The following is a 24804-nucleotide window of genomic DNA, read 5'->3' as shown; positions in this document are numbered from 1 at the left end:
CTCCGGATTTCGTGCACAGCCTTCGGGATGGCGAAAATTTTGAAATATTGAAAGATTTGACATTCGCTTGCTCTGTGATGATTAATTCTAAGGCATGAACGGGGTTTGCTGCATGAAACGGATTGCCTTGGTCCTGGCCTCCATCTGCTTTGCGGGCAGCGCCCACGCGGCGGACCCGCTGCTGGAGAGTGCAGCGGCCTTCACCGGCCAGATCTTCCATCTCAGCACCGGTGTGCCCGGCGTCGTCATCGCCGCTGTCCGGGACGGTGAAAGCGCCGTCTACGGTTTCGGCGAAACCGAGAAGGGCAACGGCACGGAGCCGGATGCGGACACGCGCATTGCCGTGGCGTCGATCACCAAGTCGTTCACCGGTCTCGTCATGGCCAGCCTGGTGGCGGACGGGACGATTGCGCTCACAGATCCCGCAGGCCCCCACGTCAAGCTCGTGGACGCCTTGCCGGAACGCGATGGTCACACCATTCGCTTCGTGGATCTCGCCACCCATGCAAGCGGCCTTGGCCGCGAGCTGGAGCCCGTACCCGGCGCGGAGAAATACACCGATGCCGCCTTTGCCGCGAACCTTGTGGACGGCGCGCTGCTGTTTGCCCCCGGCACCGGAATTTCCTATTCCAACATCGGCTTTGACGTTCTGGGCATGGCGCTTTCGGGGGCCGCCGGCATGCCCTACGCGGACCTGATGCAGGCGAGGGTGCTGGACCCTCTGGGCTTGAGCGCCACGGGCTACAACGTGCCGCGCGGTGAGAACGCCTTCACCGGGTACGACTGGAACGGTAACGCGATGGCGGTCGAACAACCCATTTCCAATCGCTTCGGTGCGTCGTCGCTGACCACCACACCGCGGGACATGGTCGGCTATCTTGAGTGGAATCTCGACCGGTTCGGCGTCGAGGGCGCCGAGGCGCGTGCGATCAGCCACGCTGCGCACCTCATCCGCGACGGGCTGGACCCGGTCTTCGGGCTCGACGAGTCCGGCCGGATGGATGCCATGGGTCTGGGGTGGGTCATCATGATGCCGGAGGGCAACCGGCCGCTGATCATCCAGAAGGCAGGCGGCACCAACGGGATATTCAGCTACATCGCGTTCGCGCCCACCCGTGGGGTCGGCGTTTTCATGGCCATCAACCAGTTCGATTTCGCCGCGGGAATGGAGATGGCAACCGTTGCGAACGATTTGATCGCGGCGCTTGCCCCGCGTTGAAGGAGCGGCCGGAGCGGTGACCATCTCGCGCTACCCGCGTCCATTCGCAAAATACCGGCCCTGCATTAGGAATTTCTACCGGCCAGTTGGTCTTTTATCTAAATTAAAAAGCTGGCCGCTTTGATGATGAGTCATATCAGACGTGCGCGATATTTGCGGTGTGAAGCATACGGTTTGCGTTGCATTTGGATGCAACTCAGGCTTCAACACCTTCCAGTGATGAGCTCCATTGCACTTTCTTTTCGTTGCGTTGGAAGTGGGAGCCAATGGTTGAGGACTTATGAATTCTAGCGCTATCCGCGAGGCCTCCCGGCTTCTGAGCGACCAGTTCGATGCCGTGCTGACGGATTGGATCGATACCCAGAAGGACGAAGGCGTTCGCCGCGCTGATCTGTTTTCCGAGGCCGAGGGCCGGCAGCAGACGGGTCATCTCCTGCGCGCCATTGCCAACGGCATCAAACGCGCAGCGTCGGGCGCACAGCTTGATTTCAACGACGAAGACTGGGCCGACCTCCGGCGGGATCTCGAATCCATCACCAACGAGCGGATCGACCGCGGTGTCACGCCGACGGAGATGGCCTCGTTCGTGCTGGCGCTGAAGCGGCCCATCTTCGAGCGGCTGAAGGGGACCTACGCCGACGACCCGGTGGAGCTGACCGAGCAGATCACCCTTTATTCGCGGGTAATCGACGCGTTTGCGCTCCACACGACCGAGGTGTTCGTGACCGGCCGCGAGGCGATCATCCGCCGCCAGCAGGCGGAGCTGATGGAGCTGTCCACCCCGGTCATCCAGCTGTGGGACGGCATCTTGACACTCCCGCTGATCGGGACGCTCGATTCCGGCCGTGCCCAGGACGTGATGGAGAACCTTCTGGAATCCATCGTTCGGCATCAGGCCGCGATGGTGATTGTCGACATTACCGGCGTGCAGACGGTGGACACCCAGGTGGCCCAGCATCTGTTGCGCACGGCGTCTGCGGTTCGCCTGATGGGCGCGGAGTGCATCATCAGCGGCATCAGCCCGCGCATTGCACAGACCATGGTGCAGCTGGGCGTGGAGGTGGACGACATCGTCACCCGGCCCAGCATCCAGGGCGCGCTGCTCTACGCCTTCGGCCGCAGCGGGCTCACCGTCGTGGATGGTCCGAAGCTCGGCAAACCGCGCAATGGCTGAGGCATATTCGATCTTCGTGGTCGAAGAGATCCTTCTCGTTTCGATCCACGACGATATCACCGATACCGACATCACCGACCTGCAGGACCGCCTGTCCGAAGACATCGTCCGCATGAACGCGCGCGGCGTCATCATCGACATTTCCGGTCTGGACGTTGTCGACACATTTGTCGGCCGCATCCTGGGGCAGCTGGCGAAGGTTGCAAAAATTCTGGCAGCCGTTCCCTATGTGGTGGGGATGCGGCCGGCCGTTGCGATGACGCTGGTGGAACTCGGGATGAACCTTGGTGACATGCGCACCGCCCTTTCCGTCAACCACGCGATGCAACATCTTCGTTCCGAGCAGTGACCGCGCAGCCGGCCGGCGTTCTGTTCGGATCGATCCCGCTTGAGACGGACCGGGACGTGGCGCGTGCCCGCAAGTCGGTTTCCAACGCCATGGACACTCTGGGCTCGCGTGCGAGCCGGAAGACGAGATTCGTCACCGCCGTCAGCGAGATTGCCCGGAACGCTGTCATGCATGGCGGTGGCGGCACGTTGACCGTATATGTCGACAGCGCCAAGCCGCGTGTGATGATTGTCTGCACCGACCGCGGGCCGGGGATTGCGAACGTCGACCGTGCCATGGAAGACGGCTACAGCACCGCGGGCAGCATGGGGCGCGGCCTTGGTGGCGCCAGACGGCTGGTCGAGAGTTTTTCGCTGGACAGTGTGGCCGGCCAGGGAACGACGGTAACAATGGTCGGGATTCCATAATGCGTTTGGGCGCTTGGTTTGACGTCAAGGAGAAGAGTGCGGTCATGGAGGCGCGGCGCCGCACCCGCGCCGTCGCGCTCGACCTCGGGCTCGATGCCTCGGACGCAGAACGCGCCGCCATCGTCACCACCGAAGTTGCGACCAACATGGTCCGCCATGCCGGCGGCGGCCGCCTTCTGGTGAGCCCGGCAGCATGGGCCGGGCCTCGGACGCTTGCCATCGTCGCCATCGACAAGGGCAACGGCATCGAGAACATCGACCGGATGATGACCGACGGTGTCTCCACCGGCGGCTCGGCCGGCATCGGGCTCGGCGCCATCGAACGCCAGTCCGATGACCTCGACATTCTCACCCGTGCCGGGGAGGGGACCATCATCACCGCGCAGATCCGCGCCCGTGGTGAGGCCTACACCGCCCGTCCGCTGGATGTCGCCGTTCTAACGCTGAACCACCCCGGCCAGGCGGTTTGCGGGGACGGCTGGTCCGTCCGCCCGCGGGGTTCGGCCACCGACATTCTGGTCTGTGACGGCCTTGGTCATGGTCCCGAAGCGATGCGCGCGGCTGAAGGCGCAATGGCAGCCTTCGAACGGGGTGAAGGGTCTCCGCAGGTACTTCTGGCGAGGGTCTCCGAAGCGATCACCGACACCCGCGGCGCGGTGGCGATGGCCGCGGCGGTGGACAATGAAGGCGAGACCCTCACCTACGCCGGGGTTGGCAACATCAGCGGCCTGGTGTGCGCCGTGCGCACGCCAATCCGCCGCCTGGCCTCGCGCGACGGGCGCCTTGGCGCACCCCAGCGCTCGAGCGTGCACGAGGAGACCGTGGCGTTCGGCGCCGGAGACGTGCTGATCCTCCACTCCGATGGCGTGCGGACACTGCGCAACCTCGCCGACCGGCCTGAACTGATGTTTCGCCGCCCGCTCACCATTGCGGCTGCCATCATCGGCGAATACGAGCGCGGCTCAGACGATGCATGCATCATGGTTGCGAAACGCGCAGCACAAAAGACAGCAGGCGACTGACCCCGGATGCCCACGCGACTGATCACGATAAGGCTGGAATCGGACAAGGATATTCCGCGCGTGCGCCAGGTCGGGCGCGCCGTGACCGAGGTTCTGGGCTTTGCGACGTTCAGTCAGACGCGGATCGTGACGGCGATGCTCGAACTTGCCCGCAACGCGATCGTCCATGGCGGCGGCGGGCGGGTGGTTCTTGCGCTGGTGGAAAAGAACCATTTCGTGGCCTTGCTCGTGACGGTCAGCGACACCGGGCCCGGCGTGCAGCATCTTGAAGACGTGCTGAGCGGTGTTGCCGCGCCAAGTGCGACGGGCCTTGGCCTCGGCCTGCGGGGCGCCCACCGGATCGCAGATACGTTCGAGATTCACAGCACCGCCGACGGGACCGAGATTGACGTCACCTTCCAGTCCGCAAACAAGGGCAACGAGCTCTCGGCGCTGGTCAGCGCGGCAACCGACAGCCTTGCCAGCCTCAACAAGGCGGACCCGACTGAAGCGCTGGTCCAGCAGAATCGCGAGCTGATGCTGGCCTTGCAGGAACGCGATCTCCTGATCCGCGAGGTGCACCATCGCACCCGCAACAATCTGGCACTGATCGGCAGCCTCGTGCGGCTGTCGCAAAATGCGGCGACCCACGCGGAAACCAAGGACGCCTTGTCCGAACTCGGATTGCGGATGCAGGCGATCCTCGCGGTCCACGAGCAGCTGGAACGCGCCGAGGACGGCAAGCAGGTCAGCATCCTGCCATTCCTGCGCAACGTTGCGGACCGCTCGGCCGCAGCATTCAGCGGCACTGCCAAGACAATCAACGTCAGCGTCGAGGGCGATGACCTGCCGCTGGCGGCTGGCGTTGCGGTGGATCTCGGCCTCATTCTGGCCGAACTCATGACCAATGCCATGAAGCACGCTTTCAATGACCGCGACGAAGGCACCGTCAGGATCAAGGTCGTGACCGAGCCGGACCACGAGATGCCCGACGCCTTCACCCTGGAGGTGTGGGACGACGGACCGGGGCTTCCGCCGGGCGTGGAACGGCCGGAACGCTCCAACTCACTCGGCTGGCGGATGATCCGCGCCATGGCGTCGCGACATTCGGGGCGCATCACCGTGGATTCCGATGATGGTTTTCGGGTACGGATTATGTTCGCATCGGCCGGAACGGACTAGACCGATATTTTTCTCAGCCTCTCTGCAGGATTTCCCGAAATCGGAACTTTCTTGCGCACGGCCCTCTTCGTAATTGGGGCGAGATGGTTCGAGTTTGAAGCGGTCTACCCGAGGGAAACTGCGCCCGGTGGTTCCCTGGTGAGAACGAACAACGGAGCTTCAGGCCTTGGACAACGATACCCGAATCAAGACCGGTGTGCCCGGCCTCGACAGCATCATGGGGGGCGGCCTGCCGGGCGCGCACCTTTATCTGCTGCGCGGTGCTGCCGGTACCGGCAAGACCACGCTGGCGCTTCAGTTCCTGCGTGAGGGCGTCGCCAACGGCGAATCTGTGCTCTACGTTTCGCTCTCCCAGTCGGAACAGGAACTGCGGCAGATCGCGCGGTCGCACGGGTGGGATCTCGAAGGGATCACCATCCAGTCGCTCATCAGCGGCGATGCGGCGTCCGAGTATACCGAGCAGACGATCTTCCAGACCTCGGACCTTCGGCTCGACCGGACCCGTGATGCGGTGGAAAAGCTGGTGCGAACGCTCAATCCGCACCGGGTCGTCTACGATTCGCTGCTGGAAGTGCGCCTTCTCGCGTCCGACAAGGACCGCTTCCGCCGGGAGGTGCTCGGCTTCAAGAACTTCCTTGCCGACGAGGACACCGCGGCGCTTCTGATCGACACCGAGCACAACCAGGACGACCTTTCCGACAACCAGCTGGAAAATATCGCGCACGGCTTGATCCGCCTCGAAAAGAATCTGCCGCAATATGGCTCGGCGCGCCGGCGCATCGAGATCAAGAAGATGCGCGGAACGCCCATTGCCGACGGCTACCACGACATGAGCATTCGCGAGGAGGCGGGCGTTACCGTCTACCCGCGGATCGTGCCGACCCTCGGCTACGAGCAGGGGCTCAGCGACAATCTCGTCCGGTCCGGTATTGCGGAACTGGACACGATGCTGGGCGGCGGGCTTGATCCGGGCACCACGTCGCTGTTTGTCGGCCAGTCGGGCACCGGCAAGTCGACCCTTGCCTCGCTCTATGTGGAGGCTGCACTGAAGCGGGGCGAAACCGTTGGCATGTTCCTGTTCGAGGAACGGCGGGAGACGTTTTTCCGCCGCTGCGAAGGTCTCGGCATCGAGCTGCGGCAATATCATGACTCCGGCAAACTCCTCCTGCGCGACTTCACGCCGACAGAGGTCTCGCCGGGCGAGTTTGCCTCCATCGCGCGCAAGGCAATCGACGATCTCAAGGTGGGCGTCATCGTCATCGACAGCTTCACCGGCTATCTGAGCTCGCTGCCGGAAAGCGCGGAAGCGGTCATCCAGATGCATTCCCTGCTGAAGTACATCGCGCGGCGCGGTGTTCTCACGATCCTGATCGTGGCGCAGCACGGTCTGCTCGGCCATGAGCAGTCGTCCGACCTCGATGTCAGCTATCTCGGCGATTCGGTTCTGCTTTTGCGGATGGCAGAGGCACCGGGCATAATCCGCCGGACGGTGACGGTGGTGAAAAAGCGCCACGGGCCGCATGACCTGAAAGTGCGCGAGCTGATCATCGACGGCAAGGGTGTGCGGATTGATTCGTTCAATCCGCCGCCGCCGACCGACGGCTCCGCAGTTCTGCAATGATGAACAGCCAGCGGGCATGAGTGACCTTGCAGACGCCTCCATCCTGTTTCTGATCCGCGCGCCCATCCGCAACGATGCGCAGATGATCGCCAAGGTGCTTGCACAGGACGGCATCGCTTCGGCCGAGATGGACGGCGGTGCTGACCCGCGCCTGTTTCAGGCCGGAACCGTCCTCGTGTGCACGCAGGAGGGCCTCACGGAGGAATTGCTGGAAACGCTGGATGCGGTGATCACCCGGCAGCCTGCATGGTCACGCTTTGCAATGGTTCTCCTGCTCGACGGCGATCAGGAGGCGGCCGCCGTCACCGCGCGGCTCTCCGGCCTTCTGGCCGACGGCATTGTCACCATTTTGCACCGGCCGGTCCGTCCGCTCGAATTTCGCACCGCGGTGCTCAATGCCACGCGCACCCGGCGCAAGCAGCTGGAGATGCGTGACCACCTGGAATTGCAGCTCGAACTGCGGCGTGAGCTGAACCACAGGGTGAAGAACACGGTCGCCACCTTCCACGCAATCTACCGCATGACGATGCGGCAGAGCGAAACGCTGGACGATTTCTCCGAAAAATTCTCAGGCCGATTGCGCGCCTTGTCCAAGGTTCATGAGCTTTTGTTCGATGCAGACAGGGCCGAGCCCGTGCTGCGGGAGCTGGTCGGTGCCATCGTCGCCCCCTACACCGGCGACGAGGGGCATATTGTCATCGAAGGCGATGCGGTGGCGATCGACCGGGAACATGCCTTGTCACTGGCGCTTGTCCTGAACGAGCTTGCCACCAACGCGGTGAAGTACGGGGCACTGTCCAAGGGCGGTGGCACCGTAAAGATTACCTGGCAGCAAGACCCGGTCGATTCGACGTTCATTGATTTGCAGTGGGAAGAAACAACCGGAAACAAAATCATCGCACCAGAGAAAGATGGTTACGGGGTTCGATTCATTCGCTCCGCGGTGGCGGCGCTCGCCGGAAATACCAGCTTCGACTATCGCTCTGATGGACTGTTCTTTGCGATGCGCGTTTCGATTGCAAATTCGTCATAAGCGATAAAGTTGGCAACAGACCCGAGCCGTCGCGCGTTAAACCATCTTGAGAGGTGGGGATCGATGCGAGTTCTGGTGGTGGAAGACAATGCGCTTGTCGCGATGATGGTGGTTGAGGAGCTTGAGGACGCCGGATTCGACGTTCTGGGCCCCGCGAATACTGCCGCTGACGCCATGAAGCTCGTTTCAGGCAAGGGGTGCGAGTGCGCCCTCGTCGATATCGACCTGGCGGACGGCCGCACCGGACCGGACATCGCTGCATCGCTGGTGAAAGACCATGGCGCGACTGCAATCTTCATGTCAGGCCAGCGCGACCTCGCGCTCGACTACACCGACTATGCCATCGGCCTGCTGCGCAAGCCGGTGGACCCGGCCGCCTTGGTCGAAACTTTGAAGGCCGTCGCAATGCTGCGCGCCGACGAGGCGCCAGAATGGCCGTCGGATTTCGAGCGATTCGTCGCCGCCTGACAGCGCAGACCCGGCTAACAAATGGGTCTTGTGCGGGGTCGCAGGGTCGGGCAATGCGGGGGCGCCACAAGCCCGAGGTGCCCGACCGATGCTCGACTTCATCCCTGAGACGCCGGTCTTGCTGGCCTACACGGCCGCCGTTATTGCGCTGACGCTCACGCCGGGGCCTGACATGACGTTGTTCCTGTCACAGACCGTCAGCCGCTCCCGCCTTGCCGGCGTTGCCGCCTATGCCGGAGCGGCCACCGGGCTGGTGTGCCACACGGTGTTTGTGGCGGTGGGTCTTTCGGCGCTGCTGCTCGCCTCGGCAACGGCCTTTACCGTCCTCAAGGTCGTCGGAGCGCTCTACCTCTTGTGGCTGGCGGTGGATGCCATCCGCAACGGATCGTCGTTTCACCTGTCAGCAGGCGAAAAGGCGCCGGGCTCGCTGTTGAAGGTCTATGCCAAGGGCCTCCTGATCAACCTTCTCAATCCCAAGATCATCGTCTTCTTCATCACGTTCCTGCCCCAGTTCGTCTCCCCGTCCGACCCGGACGCTGCGCCGAAACTACTCTTCCTGGGGGTGATGTTCGTTGTCGTCGCCACGCCGATCACCCTGACGATGATCGCGTTTGCCGGCAGCCTTGCCGCGCTCCTGAAGCGCAGCAGGGTTGCCACCCGCACGGTCGACTGGCTGTTTGCCACCGTGCTGGGCGGCTTTGCCATCAAGCTTCTGGCCACGCGGGCGGGTTGAGCGGCGGCCCCCGGCGGGGCCGCCGTCTGGTCAGACTCCGGAGCCGTCCGCGCCGCCATCGCTCGCAATGTTGTCGGCGGCGCCGCTGACGGCCTCCGGCGCGAAGCGGGCGGACATCACGTCCAGCAGGCGCTTGTTGAACGCGGCGGGGTCGGACGGGGCCTCGCCGTCGAGGATTTCGGCAGAGCCCAGCAGGAGCCACGCCGCATCGCCGATTTCGCTGGTCCCATCGCCATTGCCGGCGGTGGCGGCAAGGCGCTTGATGAGCGCGTGCTTGGGGTTCAGCTCCAGAACCGGCTTGCCGCCAAAGCCGCCGCCCTGGCCATGGCGCGACACGATCTTCTCCATCGCGCGGTCGTAGCCGCTGTCGGCCGCAACGAGGCAGGCGGGGCTGGTGTCGAGCCGGGAGGACGAGCGCACGTCAGACACGCGGTCCTCCAGCGCCTGTTTCACCAGCGCGGACAGTGCCGCCATGTCGCCCTCGTGGCCGGGCTCGGGCGGCTTGATGTCGCCATCGTCGGCGGGGATCTCGTCCAGCTCGGCGGACCCCTGCGTGACCGACTTGAAGGGTGTGCCATCGAAGCCCAGCGCCGTGCGGGTCCAGAACGCGTCCACCGGGTCGGAGAGGAGCAGCACCTCGATGCCGCGCGCGGCAAAGCCTTCAAGGTGGGGGGAGGCGGCCAGACGCTCGCGGTTCTCGCCGACGGCGTAGAAGATCGCCTTCTGGTTCTCCTTCATGTCCGCCTTGTACTCGGCGAGCGAGCGAGTGCCGTCCGGCGCCTTGGTGGTGCGGAAGCGGCAGAGGGCGTAAAGCTCGTCGCGCCGCTCGGTGTCCTCGTAGAGGCCTTCCTTCAGCACCGCGCCAAAGGCTTCCCAGACCTTTTCGTAGGTCTCGGCGTCCTTGCCCGCGAGCTTGGTCATCTCGGAGAGGATGCGCTTGGTGGTGGCGGTCTTGATCTGCGCCAGCATCGGGTTGTTCTGCAGCATCTCGCGCGAAAGGTTGAGCGGCAGGTCTTCGGAATCAACGAGGCCCCGCACGAAGCGCAGGTATGCCGGCAGCAGCGGCGCATCGTCGGTGATGAACACGCGGCGGACGTAGAGCTTTACCCGGCCCTTGCGGTCGGGCTCGAAGAGGTCGAACGGCGCCATCTCGGGCACGAACAGGAGGGAGGTGTACTCCTGCCGGCCTTCGGCGCGGGTGTGGATCGTCAGCGCCGGCTTGTCGAACGCGCCTGCGGTGAAGCGGTAGAACTCCTCGTACTCTTCCTCGCTGATCTCCGACTTCGGGCGGGCCCACAGCGCCTTGCCGTCGACAATCTCGCGGGTTTCGTCTTCGCCGGCCTTCGACACGACGATCGGCACCGGCACATGGGCCGAATGGTGCTTGATGAGGCGCTCGACCGTGTCCTCTTCGGAATACTCCGCGTGGTCTTCACGCAAGGTGAGGTGGACGGTGCTGCCGCGGGCAGGGGCGTTTTCGGCAGGCTCGATCACGAACTCGCCCGAGCCGTCGGAACGCCAGGTCCATGCCTCGTCAGCCCCGGCAGCACGGCTCGTCACCGCAACTTCGCTCGCCACCATGAAGGCGGAGTAGAAGCCGACGCCGAACTGGCCGATCAGCGCCTTGCCCTCGTCCTTTTCCTCCAGCGCCTTGCGAAACTTCTCGGTGCCCGAGCGGGCCATGGTGCCCAGATTCTCGATCAGCTCCTCGCGGCTCATCCCGATGCCGTTGTCGGCAATGGTGATGGTCTTTGCCTCGGGGTCGACGGTGATTGCGATCTTGAGGTCCGGGTCGCCGGCCATCAGCGCGGCGTCGGTGAGGGCGGCGTGACGCAGCTTCTCGCACGCGTCGGCCGCGTTGGAGATCAGCTCGCGAAGGAAGACATCCGGCGTCGAGTAGACCGAATGCACCATGAGGTGGAGCAGGCGTGCGACGTCGGCTTCGAAGGGGCGCGTTTCGGCAGTTTGTGTCATCGATCTTATTTTTTGCAGGTGATTGGGAATGGCCTAGAGATGCGCAGATCCGGCTCGTCATTCAAGACCGTTGCGTGGCGGGGCTTCAGCGTTCAGGGTTAGGCGGCTGACCAAACCGGCGGGAGAGCCCGCAATCTGACGGAGGCGCCATTGGCCGAGGGTGAAGAAGCAAGCCGGATCGTGCCGCTGCGGCCGAAGTCCGCCGCATCGCAGCAAGCCCCGGCTGCCAATCGTCCGCCGCCGCCGCTGGTGGCCTTCCAGCGGATCGAACTGGGGCAGATCCTGCGTGTGTATGGCCGCATGGTGGCGGCTGGCGAATGGCGCGACTATGCGCTCGACCATGGCCGCGAGCAGGCGGTGTTCTCCATCTACCGGCAGATGGGCGAGGTGCCGATGTACCGCGTCACCAAAACTCCGAAGCTTGCGCGCAAGCAGGGGGCTTACGCCGTGGTTTCGGCGCAGGGCATGGTCCTGAAGCGTGGGCACGACCTCGACGCTGTGCTGCGGGTCTTCGAGAAGAAGCGCCACCTCTCGGTCGTCGGCGACTAGCATGGGGCGGGTGATATGGGACTGGTTCGGACCTGGGCGCTTCTTGTCGCCATCGTGATGCCTGCGGCCGCGTCCGCCCAGGCGCCGGAGAAACCCGCGGGCGCTATCCGCTTTGCCACCTACAACGTGTCGCTCTACGGCAAGGCAGCGGGTGAGGTTGTCGCCCGGCTTGAAGGCGGGGCAGACCCTGCGGCCATGGCATCGGCCGAAATCATCCGCAAGCATGCGCCCGACGTTCTTCTCATTCAGGAGCTGGACCGGGACGATGCGGGCCGGGCGCTCTCCCTTTACGTGGACGGGTATCTTGGCGGCGCACAATACCCCCACAGGGTGCTGTTTCCGTCCAACACCGGCATTGCCAGCGGCGTCGACCTCAACAGCGATGGCGTGGTCGGCACCGAGGGGCGCGATTACGGCGAGGATGCGCTCGGCTACGGCCTTTATCCCGGTCAATACGCCTTCGCGCTGGTCTCCCGTCTTCCGCTGGGGCCGGTGCGCACATTCTCCAACCTCCTGTGGCGGGACATGCCGGGCAACCGCATTCCGCCCGAGCTTTCGAGCGAAGGGCAGGCGGTGCTGCCGCTGTCGTCCAAGACCCACGCACTGGTGCCGGTGGAGATCGGTGGCACAACGGTGTGGGTGGCGGCCGCGCACCCGACGCCGCCGCTTCCCGGCAACCGCCTCCTGCCGCCGCGAAATGCCGACGAGATCCGCCTGCTGGCCGACCTGCTGGACCCGGCCGCCAGCACCTACGCTGTGGATGACGCAGGCACTGCCGGGGGGCTCCCGGCGGGCAGCCTTGCGGTGGTGATGGGCGACCTCAACGCCGACCCCGCGGGCGGCAATTCGGTGGAGGGTGCCATCGCGCAGCTTCTGGACAATCCGCTGGTGACGGACCCGGTACCGGCTTCGGCGGCGCACGGGGCGAACACCGCAAAATTCAGGCGCGGGGCGATGCGGGTGGACTATGTGCTGCCATCGGCGGCGCTGCGCGTTGTGGGCGCTGGCGTTTACTGGCCTGAAGGCGACGAGACGCTGGACCGGGCGTCCGACCACCGTCTCGTTTATGTGGATGTGATGCTGCCCTGACGCCCTGGGGGGGATTGCTCAGACTGCCAGGGTGCGGCGCATCTGTTCGCGCAGTGCATCGATCGGGACAAGATCGCCCGCCTGGTCGCGCACATGCCAGAAGGTCCAGCCGTTGCAGCCGGCGGTGTTGCGCACCGCAGCCCCCACCTTGTGGATCGAGCCTTCGTGCTCGCCCGATGCGATGGAGCCGTCCACCCGGATCTGGGCACGGGGCCCGCGGGGGCCTGCGAACAGCTCGTCGCCGGGGCGCAGGTGCCCGGCCTCCACCAGCATCCCGAACGGAATGCGGGCGGGGCGGGGGCCGCAGCCGTCCTGCGTGAGGTCGGTTTCGGGCTCGACGGCCGCAATCCGCTCGCGGGCGAGCGCCACATAGGCCGGGTCCTGCTCGATGCCGATGAAGCGGCGGCCGAGCCGGGCCGCCACGGCCCCGGTGGTGCCTGTGCCGAAGAAGGGGTCCAGCACGACATCACCGGGCTTGGTGGAAGCGAGGATCAGACGGTTGAGCAGCGCTTCGGGCTTTTGCGTCGGGTGCTGCTTCTGGCCTTCCGCATCGCGCAGGCGTTCCGGGCCGGTGCACAGCGGCAGCGTCCAGTCGGAGCGGTGCTGGAGGTCGTCGTTGAAGGTCTTCATCGAGCGGTAGTTGAACGTGTAGTCCGTCCGTTTCTTGTCGGCGACGGCCCAGATCATCGTTTCGTGCGCGTTGGTGAAGCGACGGCCGCGGAAATTGGGCATGGGGTTGGTCTTCACCCATACCACGTCGTTCAGGACCCAGAACCCCACGTCCTGCAGCGCCGTGCCCACGCGAAAGATGTTGTGGTAGCTGCCGATCACCCACAGCGTGCCGTTGGGTTTCAGCGCGCGGCGCGCCAAAGCCAGCCACTCCCGGGTGAACTTGTCGTAGGCGGCGAAGCTTGCGAACTGGTCCCACTCATCGCTCACGCCCGCGACCTTGGTCTGGTTCGGGCGGTACAGCGTATCGTCGAGCTGGAGATTGTAGGGGGGGTCGGCGAACACGAGGTCGACCGAACGCGGTTCCACCTCGGCCAGCACGCTCAGCGCGTCGCCGCAGATGATTTCACCGGAGAGAGATGGCCGGAGCGGCTGAACCGCCCCGGCCGATTGTACGCTCATTGCGACGCATTACCCTTACGCAACCTGCATCAAGGTTGGTAAGCCGTCAGGGTAAAGCGCAGGTTAAGGCTTCCGACGAGAAAGCGTTTACCTTTCTTGCGGTTACGTTAACCAGTGCGCTCCGCTTCGAGCTTGGTCTGCCCGGCAAGGTCGGACAGGAGACCCGATGCGACCGCCACGCGGGAGATCGAGATCTTGCCGCCCTCGACAACCTCGTCCACCGCGCGCTCGGTGCGGGCAATGCTGCCCGCGCGCTCGGAAAGCCAGGCTTTGAGCCGCTCGTTGCCATTTCCCTGGCCGGCGTTGGTGGTGGAAAGCACCGAGATGGCGAGGCTGTTGTGCGCGTCCGCCAGTGCCCGGCGCGCCCGGTCGAGCGCGAGGCCGTCGTAGTAGTCGCCGACCGGGATCCCCCGGGCAATCTCGTCCAGCGCGTTGAAGCGGAACTGTTCGCCGACCGCGAACCACACGTCCGCCGCCTCGTAAAGGTCCACGCCGCAGCGCTGGCCGACGGTGACGATGTCGAGCCCGCCGGCGGCCATCGGCACCAGCGCAAGGCGGGTTGCCGCCGGGTCCGGCACGCCGTTGTCGCGCAGGTGATTGACGCGGTCGTTGAGCGCGGCCCGCTCGCTGTCCGGCAGGACGCTGGCGAAACGCTCGTCGCTGAGTTCATCCAGCCCCGCGCGGAACCGGCCCACTACCGCTTCCAGCCCGCCCTCGAACGATTCGTTGCGGATGAACCAGATGGTGGCATCCAGCAGCAGCGCGCGGATCTTGGCGTAAAGGTCGAGCTGAAGGTCGCCGGAGACGACGTTGTCCAGCGCATCCACCTCGCTGTTGAGGCCGAGGAGGTCGTAGGCGTCGCGGGCAGCGGCGTAGGCTCGCGCAATTTCCGGCACAGACGCGCCGGTCTGGTCGCCGACCCGGATGATGAAGGTCGGCCCGCCGCGGTTGATCATGGAGTTGGCGAGCATGGTGGAGATGATCTCGCGCCGCAGCCTGTGGCCCTCGATCTCGCCGGCAAAGCCGTCTGTCATCTCGTGGGGGAAGTAGCGGGTGAGCTCGCGCGACAGGTACGCATCGTCCGGCACGGTGGATTCCAGAATATCGTCGAACAGGACGATTTTCGCGTAGGCGAGGAGGACGCCGATCTCGGGCCGGGTCAGGCCCTCGCCGGTGGCGACGCGGTCGTCGAGCTCCGTGTTGCCGGGCAGGTCCTCGATTTCGCGGTCGAGCCCGCGAGGCTCCAGCACCTCCATCAGGCGGCGCTGATAGCCGGCGCTTTCGGTGTTCTGCCGCTTGGAGAGCGAGATGGCGAGCGTCTGCAGGTAGTTGTTGCGCAGGACGAGATCGGCCACGTCGTCGGTCATCTTCACCAGAAGCGTGTTGCGGTCTTCGCGCGTGAGCTTGCCGGTGCGCATGGCCTCGGCCAGCGCGATCTTGATGTTGACCTCAACGTCGGAGGTGTTGACGCCGGCGGAGTTGTCGATGGCGTCGGAGTTGATGCGTCCGCCATTCTTGGCGTAGGCGATGCGCCCCTTGTGGCTGACGCCGAGGTTGGCGCCTTCGCCGATCACCTTGGCGCGCACGTCGCCAGCGGTGATGCGGATTGCGTCGTTGGCACGGTCCCCGATCTCGAGGTTCGACTCGGCCGCCGAGCGCACATAGGTGCCGATGCCGCCGAACCAGAGGAGGTCGGCCGGCGCCTTGAGGATCGCGGAGAGCACATCGCTCGGCTTGAGCGGGCCGGGGGGGACGTCCAGTGCCGCCCGCGCTTCGGGCGACAGGGTGATCGACTTGGCGCTGCGCGAGAAGATCGCGCCGCCGGCCGATAGAAGCGAGCGGTTATAGTCCTGCCAGGACGAGCGGTTCATGTCGAACAGGCGCTTGCGCTCGGCAAAGCTGGTGGCGGCGTCGGGGTCCGGGTCGATGAAGATGTCGCGGTGGTCGAACGCGGCAATCAGCCGTGTGGTGGGCGACAGAAGCATCCCGTTGCCGAACACGTCACCGGACATGTCGCCGACGCCGACCACGGTGAACGGCTCCGACTGGATGTCGTGGTCCATCTCGCGGAAGTGGCGCTTCACGGCCTCCCAGGCACCGCGGGCGGTAATGCCCATGACCTTGTGGTCGTAGCCGGCCGAACCGCCGGAGGCGAACGCATCGTCCAGCCAGAAGCCGTGTTCCTGGCTGATGGCGTTGGCCGTGTCGGAGAAGGTGGCCGTGCCCTTGTCGGCGGCGACGACCAGGTAGGGGTCGTCCTCCTCGTAGCGGACCACGCGGTCGGGATGGCTGATGCGGTCGCCGTCGCGGTCATCGGTGATGGACAGGAGCGTGTTGATGAAGATCCGGTAGGCTGCGGTGCCTTCTTCGATGAAGGCTTCCCGGTTGGAGCGGTCCGGCAGCTTCTTGGGGAAGAAGCCGCCCTTGGCGCCCACCGGCACGATCACCGCATTCTTGACCTGCTGTGCCTTCACGAGACCCAGCACCTCGGTGCGGAAATCCTGCGGTCGGTCGGACCAGCGCAGGCCGCCGCGCGCAACCCGGCCGAAGCGCAGGTGCACGCCCTCAACGCGGGGCGAATAGACCCAGATTTCGCGGAACGGTGCCGGGCGCGGCAGGCCCGCGAGCTGATGCGGGTCGAACTTGAAGGCGAACGTGCTCACCGGATCGCCGTTCTCGTCCAGCTGGTAGACGTTGGTGCGCAGCGTGGACTCGATGAGGTTCTGGAGCCGGTGGACGATGGTGTCATCGGCCAGGCTGTCGATGTCCTGGTAGAGTTCTTCAAGCCCCCAGTGAATTTCCTTCTGCGCTTCGGCCCGCACGTCCTCGGTCTTGTCCGGGTCGAACCGCGCCTCGAAATATTCGACCAGCGCGTGCGCCACGTCGTGATGGCGGTTCAGCGTCTGGGCGATGAGGTCCTGGCCGTAGGGAATGGCGGTCTGGCGCAGGTAGCGCGACAGCGCCCGCAGAATTGCGATCTGCCGCCAGTCGAGCCCTGCGGTGAGGAGAAGGCCGTTGAACTCGTCGCTTTCGGCGGCCCCTTCCCACACGGCAATGAACAGGCTTTGCAGAAGCTCGGCGTGCCGCGTGATGTCGACGCCGCTGCCGACACCCAGCGCCAGCGTCATGTCGTGGATGTAGACGCCGTCTTCGTCGGTGGGGGTCTCGATGCGGAAGGTCCGCTCGTTGACCACCAGAAAACCCATGTTTTCAAGGATCGGCACGCGGGCCGACAGGAGGATCGGCGCCCCTCGGTGGTAGATCTTCAGCGAGCAGCGGTCCGCGGCATCGGTATCGCGGCGGAAAAAGAGGATTGCGGTAGGCGTTTCCTCGGTGATCCGCTCCAGAATGGTGATGTCACGCACCGCGCGCTCTGCGGTGTAGGTGGCGCGAAAGCTTTCGGAAAATGCGCCTGCCCAGGTGGCGACCTTGTGCCGGTCCACCCCGAGCTTGGGTGCCTTCAGCGCAGCGCGCAGAAGGTCGTCCTCGAAGGTGCGGATCATGGTGGAGATCCGGTCTTCCAGCTCGCGCACGTCCGGCGCGGGCGTGGTGCCCGAGCGGCGGCCGATGATGAGGTAGAGCCGGGTCAGCACGCCTTCGGGCATGTAGACGGTGCGCGCCGAGATGTGGCCGTCATACTCTTCGGCCATCAACGCTTCGATGTTTTCGCGCACGCTGGTGGTGAAGCGGTCGCGCGGAACGTAGATCAGCAGCGAGACGAAACGGTCGAACGGGTCGATGCGTGGCAGGACGCGCACCCGCGGCCGCTCCGAAAGCTGAAGGATCGAAAGGGCGAAGCGGCGCAGGAGCGGCCCGTCGATCTGGAACAGCTCGTCGCGCGGATACGTCTCCATGATGTTGACGAGCGCGTTGCCGGAGTGGCTGTCAGGGTTGAAGCCGAGCTCATGGATCGTTGCCTCCACCTTGCGGCGCAGGATCGGAATGTTGAGGACCGATTCGGTGTACGTCTCGGACGTGAAGAGGCCGACGATCCTGAGTTCGCCCGTCAGCACACCGTCCGCGTAGCGCTTCACACCCACATAATCGAGGTGGGCGTGGCGATGGACCCGGCTGCGCACGTTGGCCTTGGAGACGTAGACCGGCTCGCTGCGGCGCAGGAATGCACGCACTTCGGGGTTGAGCGTCACCAGCTCCTGGCCGCGGCGCAGGACCTTGATGTCCGGGTTGCGCAGGATGCCGAGGCCGGGCTCGTCGGCGGCAATCAGCTCGCCGTCTTCCACCGAACCGTCCAGCCGGTACTCCCGCATCCCGGTGAGGATGAACACCTGGCTCTCGATCAGCTCGAGGAAGGAAATCGCCTCGGCCAGTTCCTCGCGCGGGACGGGCGGGACGCTGTTGCGGAAACCGTCAATGGTCCGGGCGATCTTGGCGCGCATCTTCGGCCAGTCGGTCACTGCGGCATCCACGTCGTGGTAGACGTCGTTCAGCGTCCGCGACAGTGCCTCGCGATGGTCCTCGTCGTCGATGGCATCCACATGGATGTGGATAAAGCTCTCGTGGGCGTGGCCGTCGCCATGACGTGCCTCACCGTGGAAGCCTGCAAGGTTGCCCTCTTCGTCGCGTTCCACGGCGAAAATCGGGTGGACGACCAGATGGACCTCGATCGCCTGCGCGTGCAGCTCGTTCTTGAGTGAGCCGAACAGGAACGGCTTGTCGTCGTTGAGTGCCTCGATCACGGAGATGGCGTGGCCGCTCTCCGCATCGGTGATGTCCACCTCGTCGGGGGCCTTCACGCTGATGTTGGGCTCGCCGCCGTCGCGCTTTTGCAGGGACTGCCAGCCGCTTTCGGCCAGCCGCATCAGGTGGTCGACGGTGTAGTGCTGCAGGTCCTCGGCGGCGGCGTAACGGAACAACAGCTCGGCAAACGTCGCAAACGCGACGTCACCGCCGGCATTGCGCACCCTGTCGGCAAGCTCGCTCAGCTTGGCGTCCTTCGAGTCCGAAAAGTCCTCGAGCATTGTTCACTCCTCAGATCGCCGACGAGCTGACTATCGCCGTGCTTCGTTCTGGCGCATTCAAGACCTTCACGTCAGGGGGGGTCTAGCCATGGAAAATGAAGAAGCGGTGATTTCTCTCGATCTGCCACCGCAAACGCCACTGTCAGAAGAGACAGAGGCCTATTTCGCCAAATGCCAGGACAAGCTCGGCTTGGTCCCCAACGTCCTGCGCGCATACTCGTTCGATGAAAACAAGCTGCGCAAGTTTACCGATTTCTACAACGAGGTGATGCTCGCAGAATCGGATTTGTCGAAGCTGGAGCGGGAGATGATCGCCGTCGTCGTCTCCGCTGCCAACCGCTGTCATTATTGCCTCATCGCCCACGGCGCCACGGTCCGCGCGTTGTCCGGCGATGCTGCGCTGGGCGATACGCTTGCCGCAAATTACCGTGCCGCCAGCCTTTCCGCCCGCCACAGGGCCATGCTGGATTATGCGTGGACGCTGACCACCGCGCCGCACGATTGCGGTCCGGCCGAGGAAGCGAGCTTGCGCGAGGCCGGATTCGGCGACCGCGCGATCTGGGACATCGTTGCCGTTACGGGGTTTTTCAACATGACCAACCGCGTGGCCAGCGCCACGAAGATGCGGCCCAACGCGCAATATTACGCCATGGGACGCAAAAGCTGATGGACGGATCGAACGCCCGTCTGGCATTTCGCGGCCGGATCAACCATTAAATGATGGCACACGAAACAAATTAGTGGCGGGCGCCGGCAAGGTCCCGCCATCGCCGACAAGGGGAGTGCCGTCCGCGATGGAGTTCGAGCAGATTTTCGAGAATTTCCAGTACAACGACCTGCAGTGGTTCATCCCGGTTCTTGCAGGGCTCATCATCATCGTGCTGGGCCTTCTGGCCGGCCTTATCCGGGGAATGACGGCGGGCGTGATCGTTGCGCTGTTCTTCGGCGGACTGATGTCGCTGTCGCCGACGCTTCTGACCGCGTTGCAGCCGATCCGCGGCAACGTCGACCGGGTCGGCGCCGATGTCGCCCGCAGCGCGGCCGAACTGTCCACGCTCAACAACGAGGTCGTGGTCGATCTCGTCCGCGTGGTCACCACCATGCGCACCGCGCTGCAGGGGCTGACGCCGCTTCTGGAGGAGCCCGCGCCTGCACCCGCAACGGACGGCGACGCCGATCCGGACGGGACTGTCGTTGCCGCCGCGCCGGCGTTTGATCCGGAACTGGGCCTGCGCTTTGCCCAGAGCCTCGACGACACCGAAACGCGGCTGGATGCGGCCATCGACACCCTGTCGCGCGCCTCGACCGTGCGCGCCGAGCTTGACGCCAGCGTCCAGACGCTGGAAGCCGAGCTGCGCAGCAACGCCCGCTAATTTTCAGGAACGCCGCCATGGAACCCTTCAAAACGCTCACGTCGCCCGCAGCGCCGCTCGACATGATCAATGTCGACACGGACATGATCATCCCGAAGGACTACCTGAAGACGATCAAGCGGACGGGTCTGGGGGCCGGGCTCTTTGCGGAAATCTCGCGCAAGGACGACGGCACGCCCGACCCCGATTTCTCGCTCAACCAGCCCGCCTATGCGGGCGCCAATATTCTGGTGGCGGGTGACAATTTCGGCTGTGGCTCGTCGCGCGAACATGCGCCGTGGGCGCTGCTCGACCGGGGTATCCGCTGCGTCATCTCCACGTCGTTTGCCGATATCTTCTATCAGAACTGCTTCAAGAACGGGCTTCTGCCGATCAAGGTCACGCCCGATGAGCTGGAGCGGCTGATGGAGCACGCCAAGCGCGGCGCCAATGCCACGCTGACGGTGGATCTGCCGAGCCAGACCATCGTCGGCGACGATGGCGCACCCATCGAATTCGAGATCGACGCCTGGCTCAAGCACTGCCTCGTCAACGGTCTTGACGAGATTGCCCTCACCATGGCCAAGGCCGACCCCATCGCCGACCACGAGAAGAAGCTGGCCGACGCGCACCCCTGGGTCTGACCGGCGGGGGACGACCATCGCCCTGATGCGTTTTCCCGATTAAAAAAAGACGCACTGTAAAGCGTAAGGGTCCAGACCGGTTTCCATATCCTCGCGGCAATTTGGCGGGGGGCGGACACTATGACGGGTGAACTCATCGGGGAGCTCATCCTTTGGATCATTGCGGCGGTTATCGTCATCTTCGTCATCTACTGGGTGATGAACTGGCTCTACCGCCGCTCGACCAAAGAGACGGCATTCGTGCGGACCGGCTTTCTCGGCGAGAAGGTCGTGATCGACGGCGGCGCGTTCGTCTGGCCCATCATCCACGACATCACCCCCGTTTCCATGAGCACCCTGGCGCTCGATGTGTCGCGCGGCCGCGAACATGCGTTGATCACCAAGGACCGCATGCGCGTGGACGTGGAGGCGGAATTTTATGTCCGCGTCCGTCCGGAGCGGGCGGCGGTGTCGCGCGCAGCCTCCACGCTGGGCCGGCGGATGAGCGACCCGGAGCGGTTGCAGCCGCTTCTGGCCGGCAAGTTCGAGTCGGCGCTGCGGATTGCGGCGGCCGAAATGCCGATGGACGATATCCACGAGCAGCGCAGCCAGTATCTGCGCCGCGTGCGCGAGATTGCGCAGGAAACGCTCGAGCAGAACGGCCTTGAGCTGGAATCGGTCGCCATCAAGGACATCGACCAGACCGCGCTGGAATTCTTCAACCCGTCCAACAGGTTCGATGCCGAGGGCTTGACCGAGCTGATCCGCGAGATCGAGGGGCGCCGCACGCTGCGCAACGAGATCGAGCAGGCCTCGATGATCCGCATTCGCACGCGCAACCTGGAGGCGGAGAAGGAATCGCTCAACATCGAGCGCGACTCCGAAGAGGCGCGGCTGGAGCAGGAACGCGACGTCGAGTTCCGCCGTGCGCAGCAGCGCGCCGAGATTGCGCGTGAGCGCGCCGAGCGGGACACCGAGGCCGAGCGTGCGCAGATCACCGCGCGTGAGACCATCGAGCTTGCCAAGATTGCCAACGACCAGTCCATCGCCGAAGTGCGCATCCAGTCGGAACGGGAGATCCGCGAGCGCGAGATCCACCGCCAGCGCGCGGTGGACGGCGCGGAGATCGCCTCCCGCCAGGAGGTCGACACGGCCCGCATTGCGCAGGAGCGCGCGGTGTCGGAGGCGCGCATTGCTTCCGAAGAGGACGTTGAGGCGCGGGAGATTGCGCGCCGGCGCACGCTGGAAGGCGCCGAGATTGCTGCGCGCGAGGCCACCGACCGCGCCCGGATCGAGACCGAGCAGCAGACAAGGGCGCGCGAGATCGAGCGCACCCGCGCGCTGGAAGCGGCCGAGATTGCCGCCCGCGAAGACACCGAGAAGGCGCGCATCGCGCAGGACCGCGCCGTGGTGGAGGCGCGCATTGCCAGCGAGGAAGACACCCGCCGGCGCGAGATTGCCCGCAACCGCGCCCTGGACGAGGCCGAGATTTCGGCGCGCGAATCCATCGAAAAGATGCGCATTGCCGAAGCTGCCGACACCTCCGAGGAGCGCATCGCCAGCGACAAGCGCATCCGTGCGCTGGAGATCGAGCGCCAGCGCGCCATCGAGGAGGCGAACGAGGCGGCACAGCAGGCCATCGAGGCGGCGCGCATTGCCCGCGAAAAGGCCGTGTCCGCAAACCGGATCGCCGCCGACGAGGACACGAGGGCGCTGGAGATTGCGCGCAACCGTGCCATCGACGAAGCGCAGGTCCGTGCCGACGAAGCGGTGGATGCCGCGCGCATCGCCAAGGAAAAGATCATCGAGGCGGAGCGGATTTCGGCAGCGCAGGACACCCGCGAACGCGAAATTTCCAGAGAAGCTGCGGTGGAGGCGGCCGATATCCGCCGCCGCGAGGCCACCGAGCGCCAGCGGATCGAGATGGAGCTGGGACTGGAGATCGAGCGGATCGCCTCCCATCAGGAGCGCGAAGTGTCGGACATCGACCGCAAGCGGTCGGTGGAGGAGGCCGACGAGTCGCGGATCATCGAGCTGGCCGCCAAGCGGGTGGAGCGCGCTGATGCCGATGCGCGGGTCCGCCGCGCAGAAATCGAGGCGCAGCGCGATGTGTCCCGGTCCGACGTGGAACGCGAACGCATTCTGGACGCCGCCAAGCTGGAACGGCGGCGCGCCACCGAGCAGCTGGAGATTTCGCGGGTTCAGGCCCTTCGCGAGGCAGAAATTGCCTCCACCGAAGAGATCGAGCGCGCGCGCATTGCCTCCGAACGCGGGCTCGACGAGGCACGGATCGGCCACGAGACAGAACGCCGCCGCCGCGAGATCACCCGCGAGCGCGAGGTGGAGCTGGCCAACATGGAACGTGCCATCGCCCTTTACGCCAAGAGCCTTGAAGAGGCCGCGGCCAAGGTGGAGGCCGAAACGGCCCGCGCCCGTGCCGCCGAGGCCGAAGAGCGCGTCCTCACGGTGCGCGACACCGAGGCGGCCCAGCGCAAGAAGTCCATCGACGTGTTGATGGCCGAGAAGCTGGCGGAGGAGGCCAGATTTGCGGCCGACGCCGAGAAGGTCCGCGCGGCCGTGGAAGCCGAGGCGCAAAAGCTCATCAACGAGGCGGAAAACGTCCTCACCGAGCCCGCCCGCGCGTCGCTCTTCAAGCGCGGCCTCCTCACCCGGATCGAGGGGATCGTGGCCGCTTCCGTCAAGCCGATGGAGAAGATCTCCGACATCCGCATCGTCCAGATGGACGGGGCCGGCGGCGGCCAGGGCAATGGCGACGGCAGCAACCGCAGTGCCACCGACGAGGTGATCAACTCCGCGCTCAGATACCGCGTTCAGGCCCCGCTGGTGGACAGCCTCCTGTCCGAAATGGGCATCGAGGGCTCCAACCTTGCCAAGATGGGCGGCCTCATCCGCGAGGCATCCGACATGCAGCGCATTGCCAAGGACGTTGGTGGCAACAAGCCTTCCGGCTCGGGCGGAGACAAACCACCTGCCGACAACGCCCCCGCCGGGAAGGGCGAATAGATGGCGCGCGTCTACGTCTCCACGGTGCTGGACGCGCCGGCCGCCCGCGTCTGGGAGCGGGTGCGGGATTTCAACGCCCTGCCGCGCTGGCACCCGCGCATCCGCGAAAGCCGCATCGAGAACGGCGAACCGTCCGACAAGATCGGCTGCGTGCGCGACTTCCGCCTCCAGAACGGCGACCGCATCCGCGAAAAGCTGCTCGGCCTGTCCGATTACGACATGTTCTGCACCTACGCGATCCTCGAAAGCCCGATGCCGCTGACCGACTATGTGGCCACCTTGCGCATCACGCCCATCACCGACGGCGACCGCAGCTTTGCCGAATGGTCCGCCGACTTCGAGTGCGCGCCGGAGAACGAGGATGACCTCGTGAACGGCGTTGGCACCAACGTCTTCCAGGGCGGCTTCGACGCTCTCAAGCGCCATTTTACGCGCTGAGATGGTGAACGTCGTCCGCTCCACGGTGATCGACCAGCCCGTCGAGGCGGTGTGGGCCATCGTGCGCGACTTCAACGGCCACGACCGCTGGCACCCCGCCGTCGCCGACAGCGAGATGGAGCGCGGCGCGCCGACGGACCGCGTGTCAGGGGTCCGGCGCTTTCACCTCGTCGACGGCTCGGAGCTGCGCGAACAGCTCCTCACCCTGTCGGATGCCGACATGGAAATGACCTATTGCCTGCTGGACACCCCCGTGCCGCTCTTCAACTACGTCGCCCACGTGCGGCTTCTGCCCGTCACCGACGGGGACATGACCTTCTTCCACTGGCGTTCGCGGTTCGACACGCCGGCGGGGCGCGAAAAGGAGCTGGCCGCGATGGTGGGCGACAACATCTATGCAGCCGGCATGGAGGCGATCCGCGCAACGCTCGCCGGCACCGCCCCGGCCGCGCAATGAA

20 protein-coding genes and 1 pseudogene are annotated in these 24804 nt (G+C 65.1%); 18 read left to right on the top strand and 3 right to left on the bottom strand.

The features are described 5' to 3' along the window. The first annotated feature begins 112 nt into the window (after nucleotides 1-112). The 10 genes and pseudogenes from ampH (at nucleotide 113) to RDV64_RS01355 (ending at nucleotide 9187) form a co-directional block, all read left to right on the top strand. The gene (gene ampH, locus RDV64_RS01400; protein ID WP_309197506.1) at nucleotides 113-1219 is read left to right on the top strand and encodes a D-alanyl-D-alanine-carboxypeptidase/endopeptidase AmpH; all 1107 of its coding nucleotides are present in this window, start codon (nucleotides 113-115) and stop codon (nucleotides 1217-1219) included. A gap of 280 nt (nucleotides 1220-1499) precedes the next feature. Then, nucleotides 1500-2393 carry an STAS domain-containing protein gene (locus tag RDV64_RS01395; RefSeq protein ID WP_309197505.1) on the top strand — a complete coding sequence of 298 codons (894 nt, stop codon included), beginning with the start codon at nucleotides 1500-1502 and terminating at the stop codon, nucleotides 2391-2393. Continuing rightward, nucleotides 2386-2742, top strand: a complete 357-nt coding sequence (locus tag RDV64_RS01390; RefSeq protein WP_309197504.1) for an STAS domain-containing protein — start codon at nucleotides 2386-2388, stop codon at nucleotides 2740-2742. The genes RDV64_RS01395 and RDV64_RS01390 overlap by 8 nt, the downstream gene beginning before the upstream one ends. Next, on the top strand, nucleotides 2739-3149 hold the full coding sequence (locus tag RDV64_RS01385; protein WP_309197503.1) for an ATP-binding protein: 411 nt from the start codon (nucleotides 2739-2741) through the stop codon (nucleotides 3147-3149). Before RDV64_RS01390 ends, RDV64_RS01385 begins: the two co-directional genes overlap by 4 nt. Further along, nucleotides 3149-4171 (top strand): SpoIIE family protein phosphatase, encoded by a 1023-nt coding sequence (locus tag RDV64_RS01380; RefSeq protein WP_309197502.1) that lies wholly within the window; start codon nucleotides 3149-3151, stop codon nucleotides 4169-4171. The genes RDV64_RS01385 and RDV64_RS01380 overlap by 1 nt, the downstream gene beginning before the upstream one ends. A 6-nt stretch (nucleotides 4172-4177) precedes the next feature. Further along, nucleotides 4178-5332 (top strand): ATP-binding protein, encoded by a 1155-nt coding sequence (locus RDV64_RS01375; RefSeq protein ID WP_309197501.1) that lies wholly within the window; start codon nucleotides 4178-4180, stop codon nucleotides 5330-5332. A 163-nt stretch (nucleotides 5333-5495) separates the two neighbouring features. Next, a pseudogene (locus RDV64_RS01370) lies at nucleotides 5496-6953 on the top strand (ATPase domain-containing protein); the annotation flags it as partial. 16 nt (nucleotides 6954-6969) lie between these two features. Further along, a complete protein-coding gene (locus tag RDV64_RS01365; protein ID WP_309197500.1) occupies nucleotides 6970-7986 on the top strand; it encodes a sensor histidine kinase in 1017 nt (338 codons plus the stop codon). A gap of 63 nt (nucleotides 7987-8049) precedes the next feature. Then, nucleotides 8050-8454: a response regulator gene (locus tag RDV64_RS01360; RefSeq protein ID WP_309197499.1), complete on the top strand. Its 405-nt coding sequence runs from the start codon at nucleotides 8050-8052 to the stop codon at nucleotides 8452-8454. Between the two features lie 88 nt (nucleotides 8455-8542). Next, entirely contained in the window at nucleotides 8543-9187 is a 645-nt protein-coding gene (locus RDV64_RS01355; RefSeq protein WP_309197498.1) for a LysE family translocator, read from the top strand. A 30-nt stretch (nucleotides 9188-9217) separates the two neighbouring features. Here the strand turns inward: RDV64_RS01355 and htpG are convergent, their stop codons facing one another. Further along, entirely contained in the window at nucleotides 9218-11161 is a 1944-nt protein-coding gene (htpG, locus tag RDV64_RS01350; RefSeq protein ID WP_309197497.1) for a molecular chaperone HtpG, read from the bottom strand. Between the two features lie 150 nt (nucleotides 11162-11311). Between htpG and RDV64_RS01345 the strand changes: the two genes are divergently transcribed. Then, nucleotides 11312-11710, top strand: coding sequence for a DUF2794 domain-containing protein (locus RDV64_RS01345; protein ID WP_309197496.1), 399 nt, complete (start codon nucleotides 11312-11314; stop codon nucleotides 11708-11710). Between the two features lie 15 nt (nucleotides 11711-11725). Further along, complete coding sequence (locus RDV64_RS01340; RefSeq protein ID WP_309197495.1) at nucleotides 11726-12799, top strand: endonuclease/exonuclease/phosphatase family protein; 1074 nt, start codon at nucleotides 11726-11728, stop codon at nucleotides 12797-12799. An 18-nt stretch (nucleotides 12800-12817) separates the two neighbouring features. Here the strand turns inward: RDV64_RS01340 and RDV64_RS01335 are convergent, their stop codons facing one another. Both RDV64_RS01335 and RDV64_RS01330 read right to left on the bottom strand, forming a co-directional pair. Continuing rightward, on the bottom strand, nucleotides 12818-13930 hold the full coding sequence (locus RDV64_RS01335; protein ID WP_309197494.1) for a site-specific DNA-methyltransferase: 1113 nt from the start codon (nucleotides 13928-13930) through the stop codon (nucleotides 12818-12820). A gap of 107 nt (nucleotides 13931-14037) precedes the next feature. After that, nucleotides 14038-18909, bottom strand: a complete 4872-nt coding sequence (locus tag RDV64_RS01330) for an NAD-glutamate dehydrogenase (RefSeq protein ID WP_309197493.1) — start codon at nucleotides 18907-18909, stop codon at nucleotides 14038-14040. Between the two features lie 88 nt (nucleotides 18910-18997). Between RDV64_RS01330 and RDV64_RS01325 the strand changes: the two genes are divergently transcribed. From RDV64_RS01325 to RDV64_RS01300, 6 genes are all read left to right on the top strand, one after another. Next, the gene (locus RDV64_RS01325) at nucleotides 18998-19576 is read left to right on the top strand and encodes a peroxidase-related enzyme (RefSeq protein ID WP_309197492.1); all 579 of its coding nucleotides are present in this window, start codon (nucleotides 18998-19000) and stop codon (nucleotides 19574-19576) included. Between the two features lie 127 nt (nucleotides 19577-19703). After that, nucleotides 19704-20282, top strand: a complete 579-nt coding sequence (locus RDV64_RS01320; RefSeq protein ID WP_309197491.1) for a hypothetical protein — start codon at nucleotides 19704-19706, stop codon at nucleotides 20280-20282. Between the two features lie 17 nt (nucleotides 20283-20299). After that, on the top strand, nucleotides 20300-20905 hold the full coding sequence (gene leuD, locus RDV64_RS01315) for a 3-isopropylmalate dehydratase small subunit (RefSeq protein ID WP_309197490.1): 606 nt from the start codon (nucleotides 20300-20302) through the stop codon (nucleotides 20903-20905). 120 nt (nucleotides 20906-21025) lie between these two features. Beyond that, complete coding sequence (locus RDV64_RS01310) at nucleotides 21026-23908, top strand: flotillin domain-containing protein (protein ID WP_309197489.1); 2883 nt, start codon at nucleotides 21026-21028, stop codon at nucleotides 23906-23908. Beyond that, nucleotides 23909-24346, top strand: a complete 438-nt coding sequence (locus tag RDV64_RS01305) for an SRPBCC family protein (protein WP_309197488.1) — start codon at nucleotides 23909-23911, stop codon at nucleotides 24344-24346. 1 nt (nucleotide 24347) lies between these two features. Next, entirely contained in the window at nucleotides 24348-24803 is a 456-nt protein-coding gene (locus RDV64_RS01300) for an SRPBCC family protein (protein WP_309197487.1), read from the top strand. Nucleotide 24804 lies beyond the last annotated feature (1 nt).

This window comes from Acuticoccus sp. MNP-M23 (assembly GCF_031195445.1).
GTDB lineage: Bacteria > Pseudomonadota > Alphaproteobacteria > Rhizobiales > Amorphaceae > Acuticoccus.
The sequence above is the reverse complement of the archived record's forward strand: the minus strand, read 5'-3'. Positions and strand labels throughout refer to the sequence as shown.

Excerpts from the sequence above, each read along its gene's own strand:
- ampH (WP_309197506.1), top strand. The coding sequence starts at position 113 with ATGAAACGGATTGCCTTGGTCCTGGCCTCCATCTGCTTTGCGGGCAGC.
- RDV64_RS01395 (WP_309197505.1), top strand. The coding sequence starts at position 1,500 with ATGAATTCTAGCGCTATCCGCGAGGCCTCCCGGCTTCTGAGCGACCAG.
- RDV64_RS01390 (WP_309197504.1), top strand. The coding sequence starts at position 2,386 with ATGGCTGAGGCATATTCGATCTTCGTGGTCGAAGAGATCCTTCTCGTT.
- RDV64_RS01380 (WP_309197502.1), top strand. The coding sequence starts at position 3,149 with ATGCGTTTGGGCGCTTGGTTTGACGTCAAGGAGAAGAGTGCGGTCATG.
- RDV64_RS01375 (WP_309197501.1), top strand. The coding sequence starts at position 4,178 with ATGCCCACGCGACTGATCACGATAAGGCTGGAATCGGACAAGGATATT.
- RDV64_RS01365 (WP_309197500.1), top strand. The coding sequence starts at position 6,970 with ATGAGTGACCTTGCAGACGCCTCCATCCTGTTTCTGATCCGCGCGCCC.
- RDV64_RS01360 (WP_309197499.1), top strand. The coding sequence starts at position 8,050 with ATGCGAGTTCTGGTGGTGGAAGACAATGCGCTTGTCGCGATGATGGTG.
- RDV64_RS01355 (WP_309197498.1), top strand. The coding sequence starts at position 8,543 with ATGCTCGACTTCATCCCTGAGACGCCGGTCTTGCTGGCCTACACGGCC.
- htpG (WP_309197497.1), bottom strand. The coding sequence starts at position 11,161 with ATGACACAAACTGCCGAAACGCGCCCCTTCGAAGCCGACGTCGCACGC.
- RDV64_RS01340 (WP_309197495.1), top strand. The coding sequence starts at position 11,726 with ATGGGACTGGTTCGGACCTGGGCGCTTCTTGTCGCCATCGTGATGCCT.
- RDV64_RS01335 (WP_309197494.1), bottom strand. The coding sequence starts at position 13,930 with ATGAGCGTACAATCGGCCGGGGCGGTTCAGCCGCTCCGGCCATCTCTC.
- RDV64_RS01330 (WP_309197493.1), bottom strand. The coding sequence starts at position 18,909 with ATGCTCGAGGACTTTTCGGACTCGAAGGACGCCAAGCTGAGCGAGCTT.
- RDV64_RS01325 (WP_309197492.1), top strand. The coding sequence starts at position 18,998 with ATGGAAAATGAAGAAGCGGTGATTTCTCTCGATCTGCCACCGCAAACG.
- RDV64_RS01320 (WP_309197491.1), top strand. The coding sequence starts at position 19,704 with ATGGAGTTCGAGCAGATTTTCGAGAATTTCCAGTACAACGACCTGCAG.
- leuD (WP_309197490.1), top strand. The coding sequence starts at position 20,300 with ATGGAACCCTTCAAAACGCTCACGTCGCCCGCAGCGCCGCTCGACATG.
- RDV64_RS01310 (WP_309197489.1), top strand. The coding sequence starts at position 21,026 with ATGACGGGTGAACTCATCGGGGAGCTCATCCTTTGGATCATTGCGGCG.
- RDV64_RS01305 (WP_309197488.1), top strand. The coding sequence starts at position 23,909 with ATGGCGCGCGTCTACGTCTCCACGGTGCTGGACGCGCCGGCCGCCCGC.
- RDV64_RS01300 (WP_309197487.1), top strand. The coding sequence starts at position 24,348 with ATGGTGAACGTCGTCCGCTCCACGGTGATCGACCAGCCCGTCGAGGCG.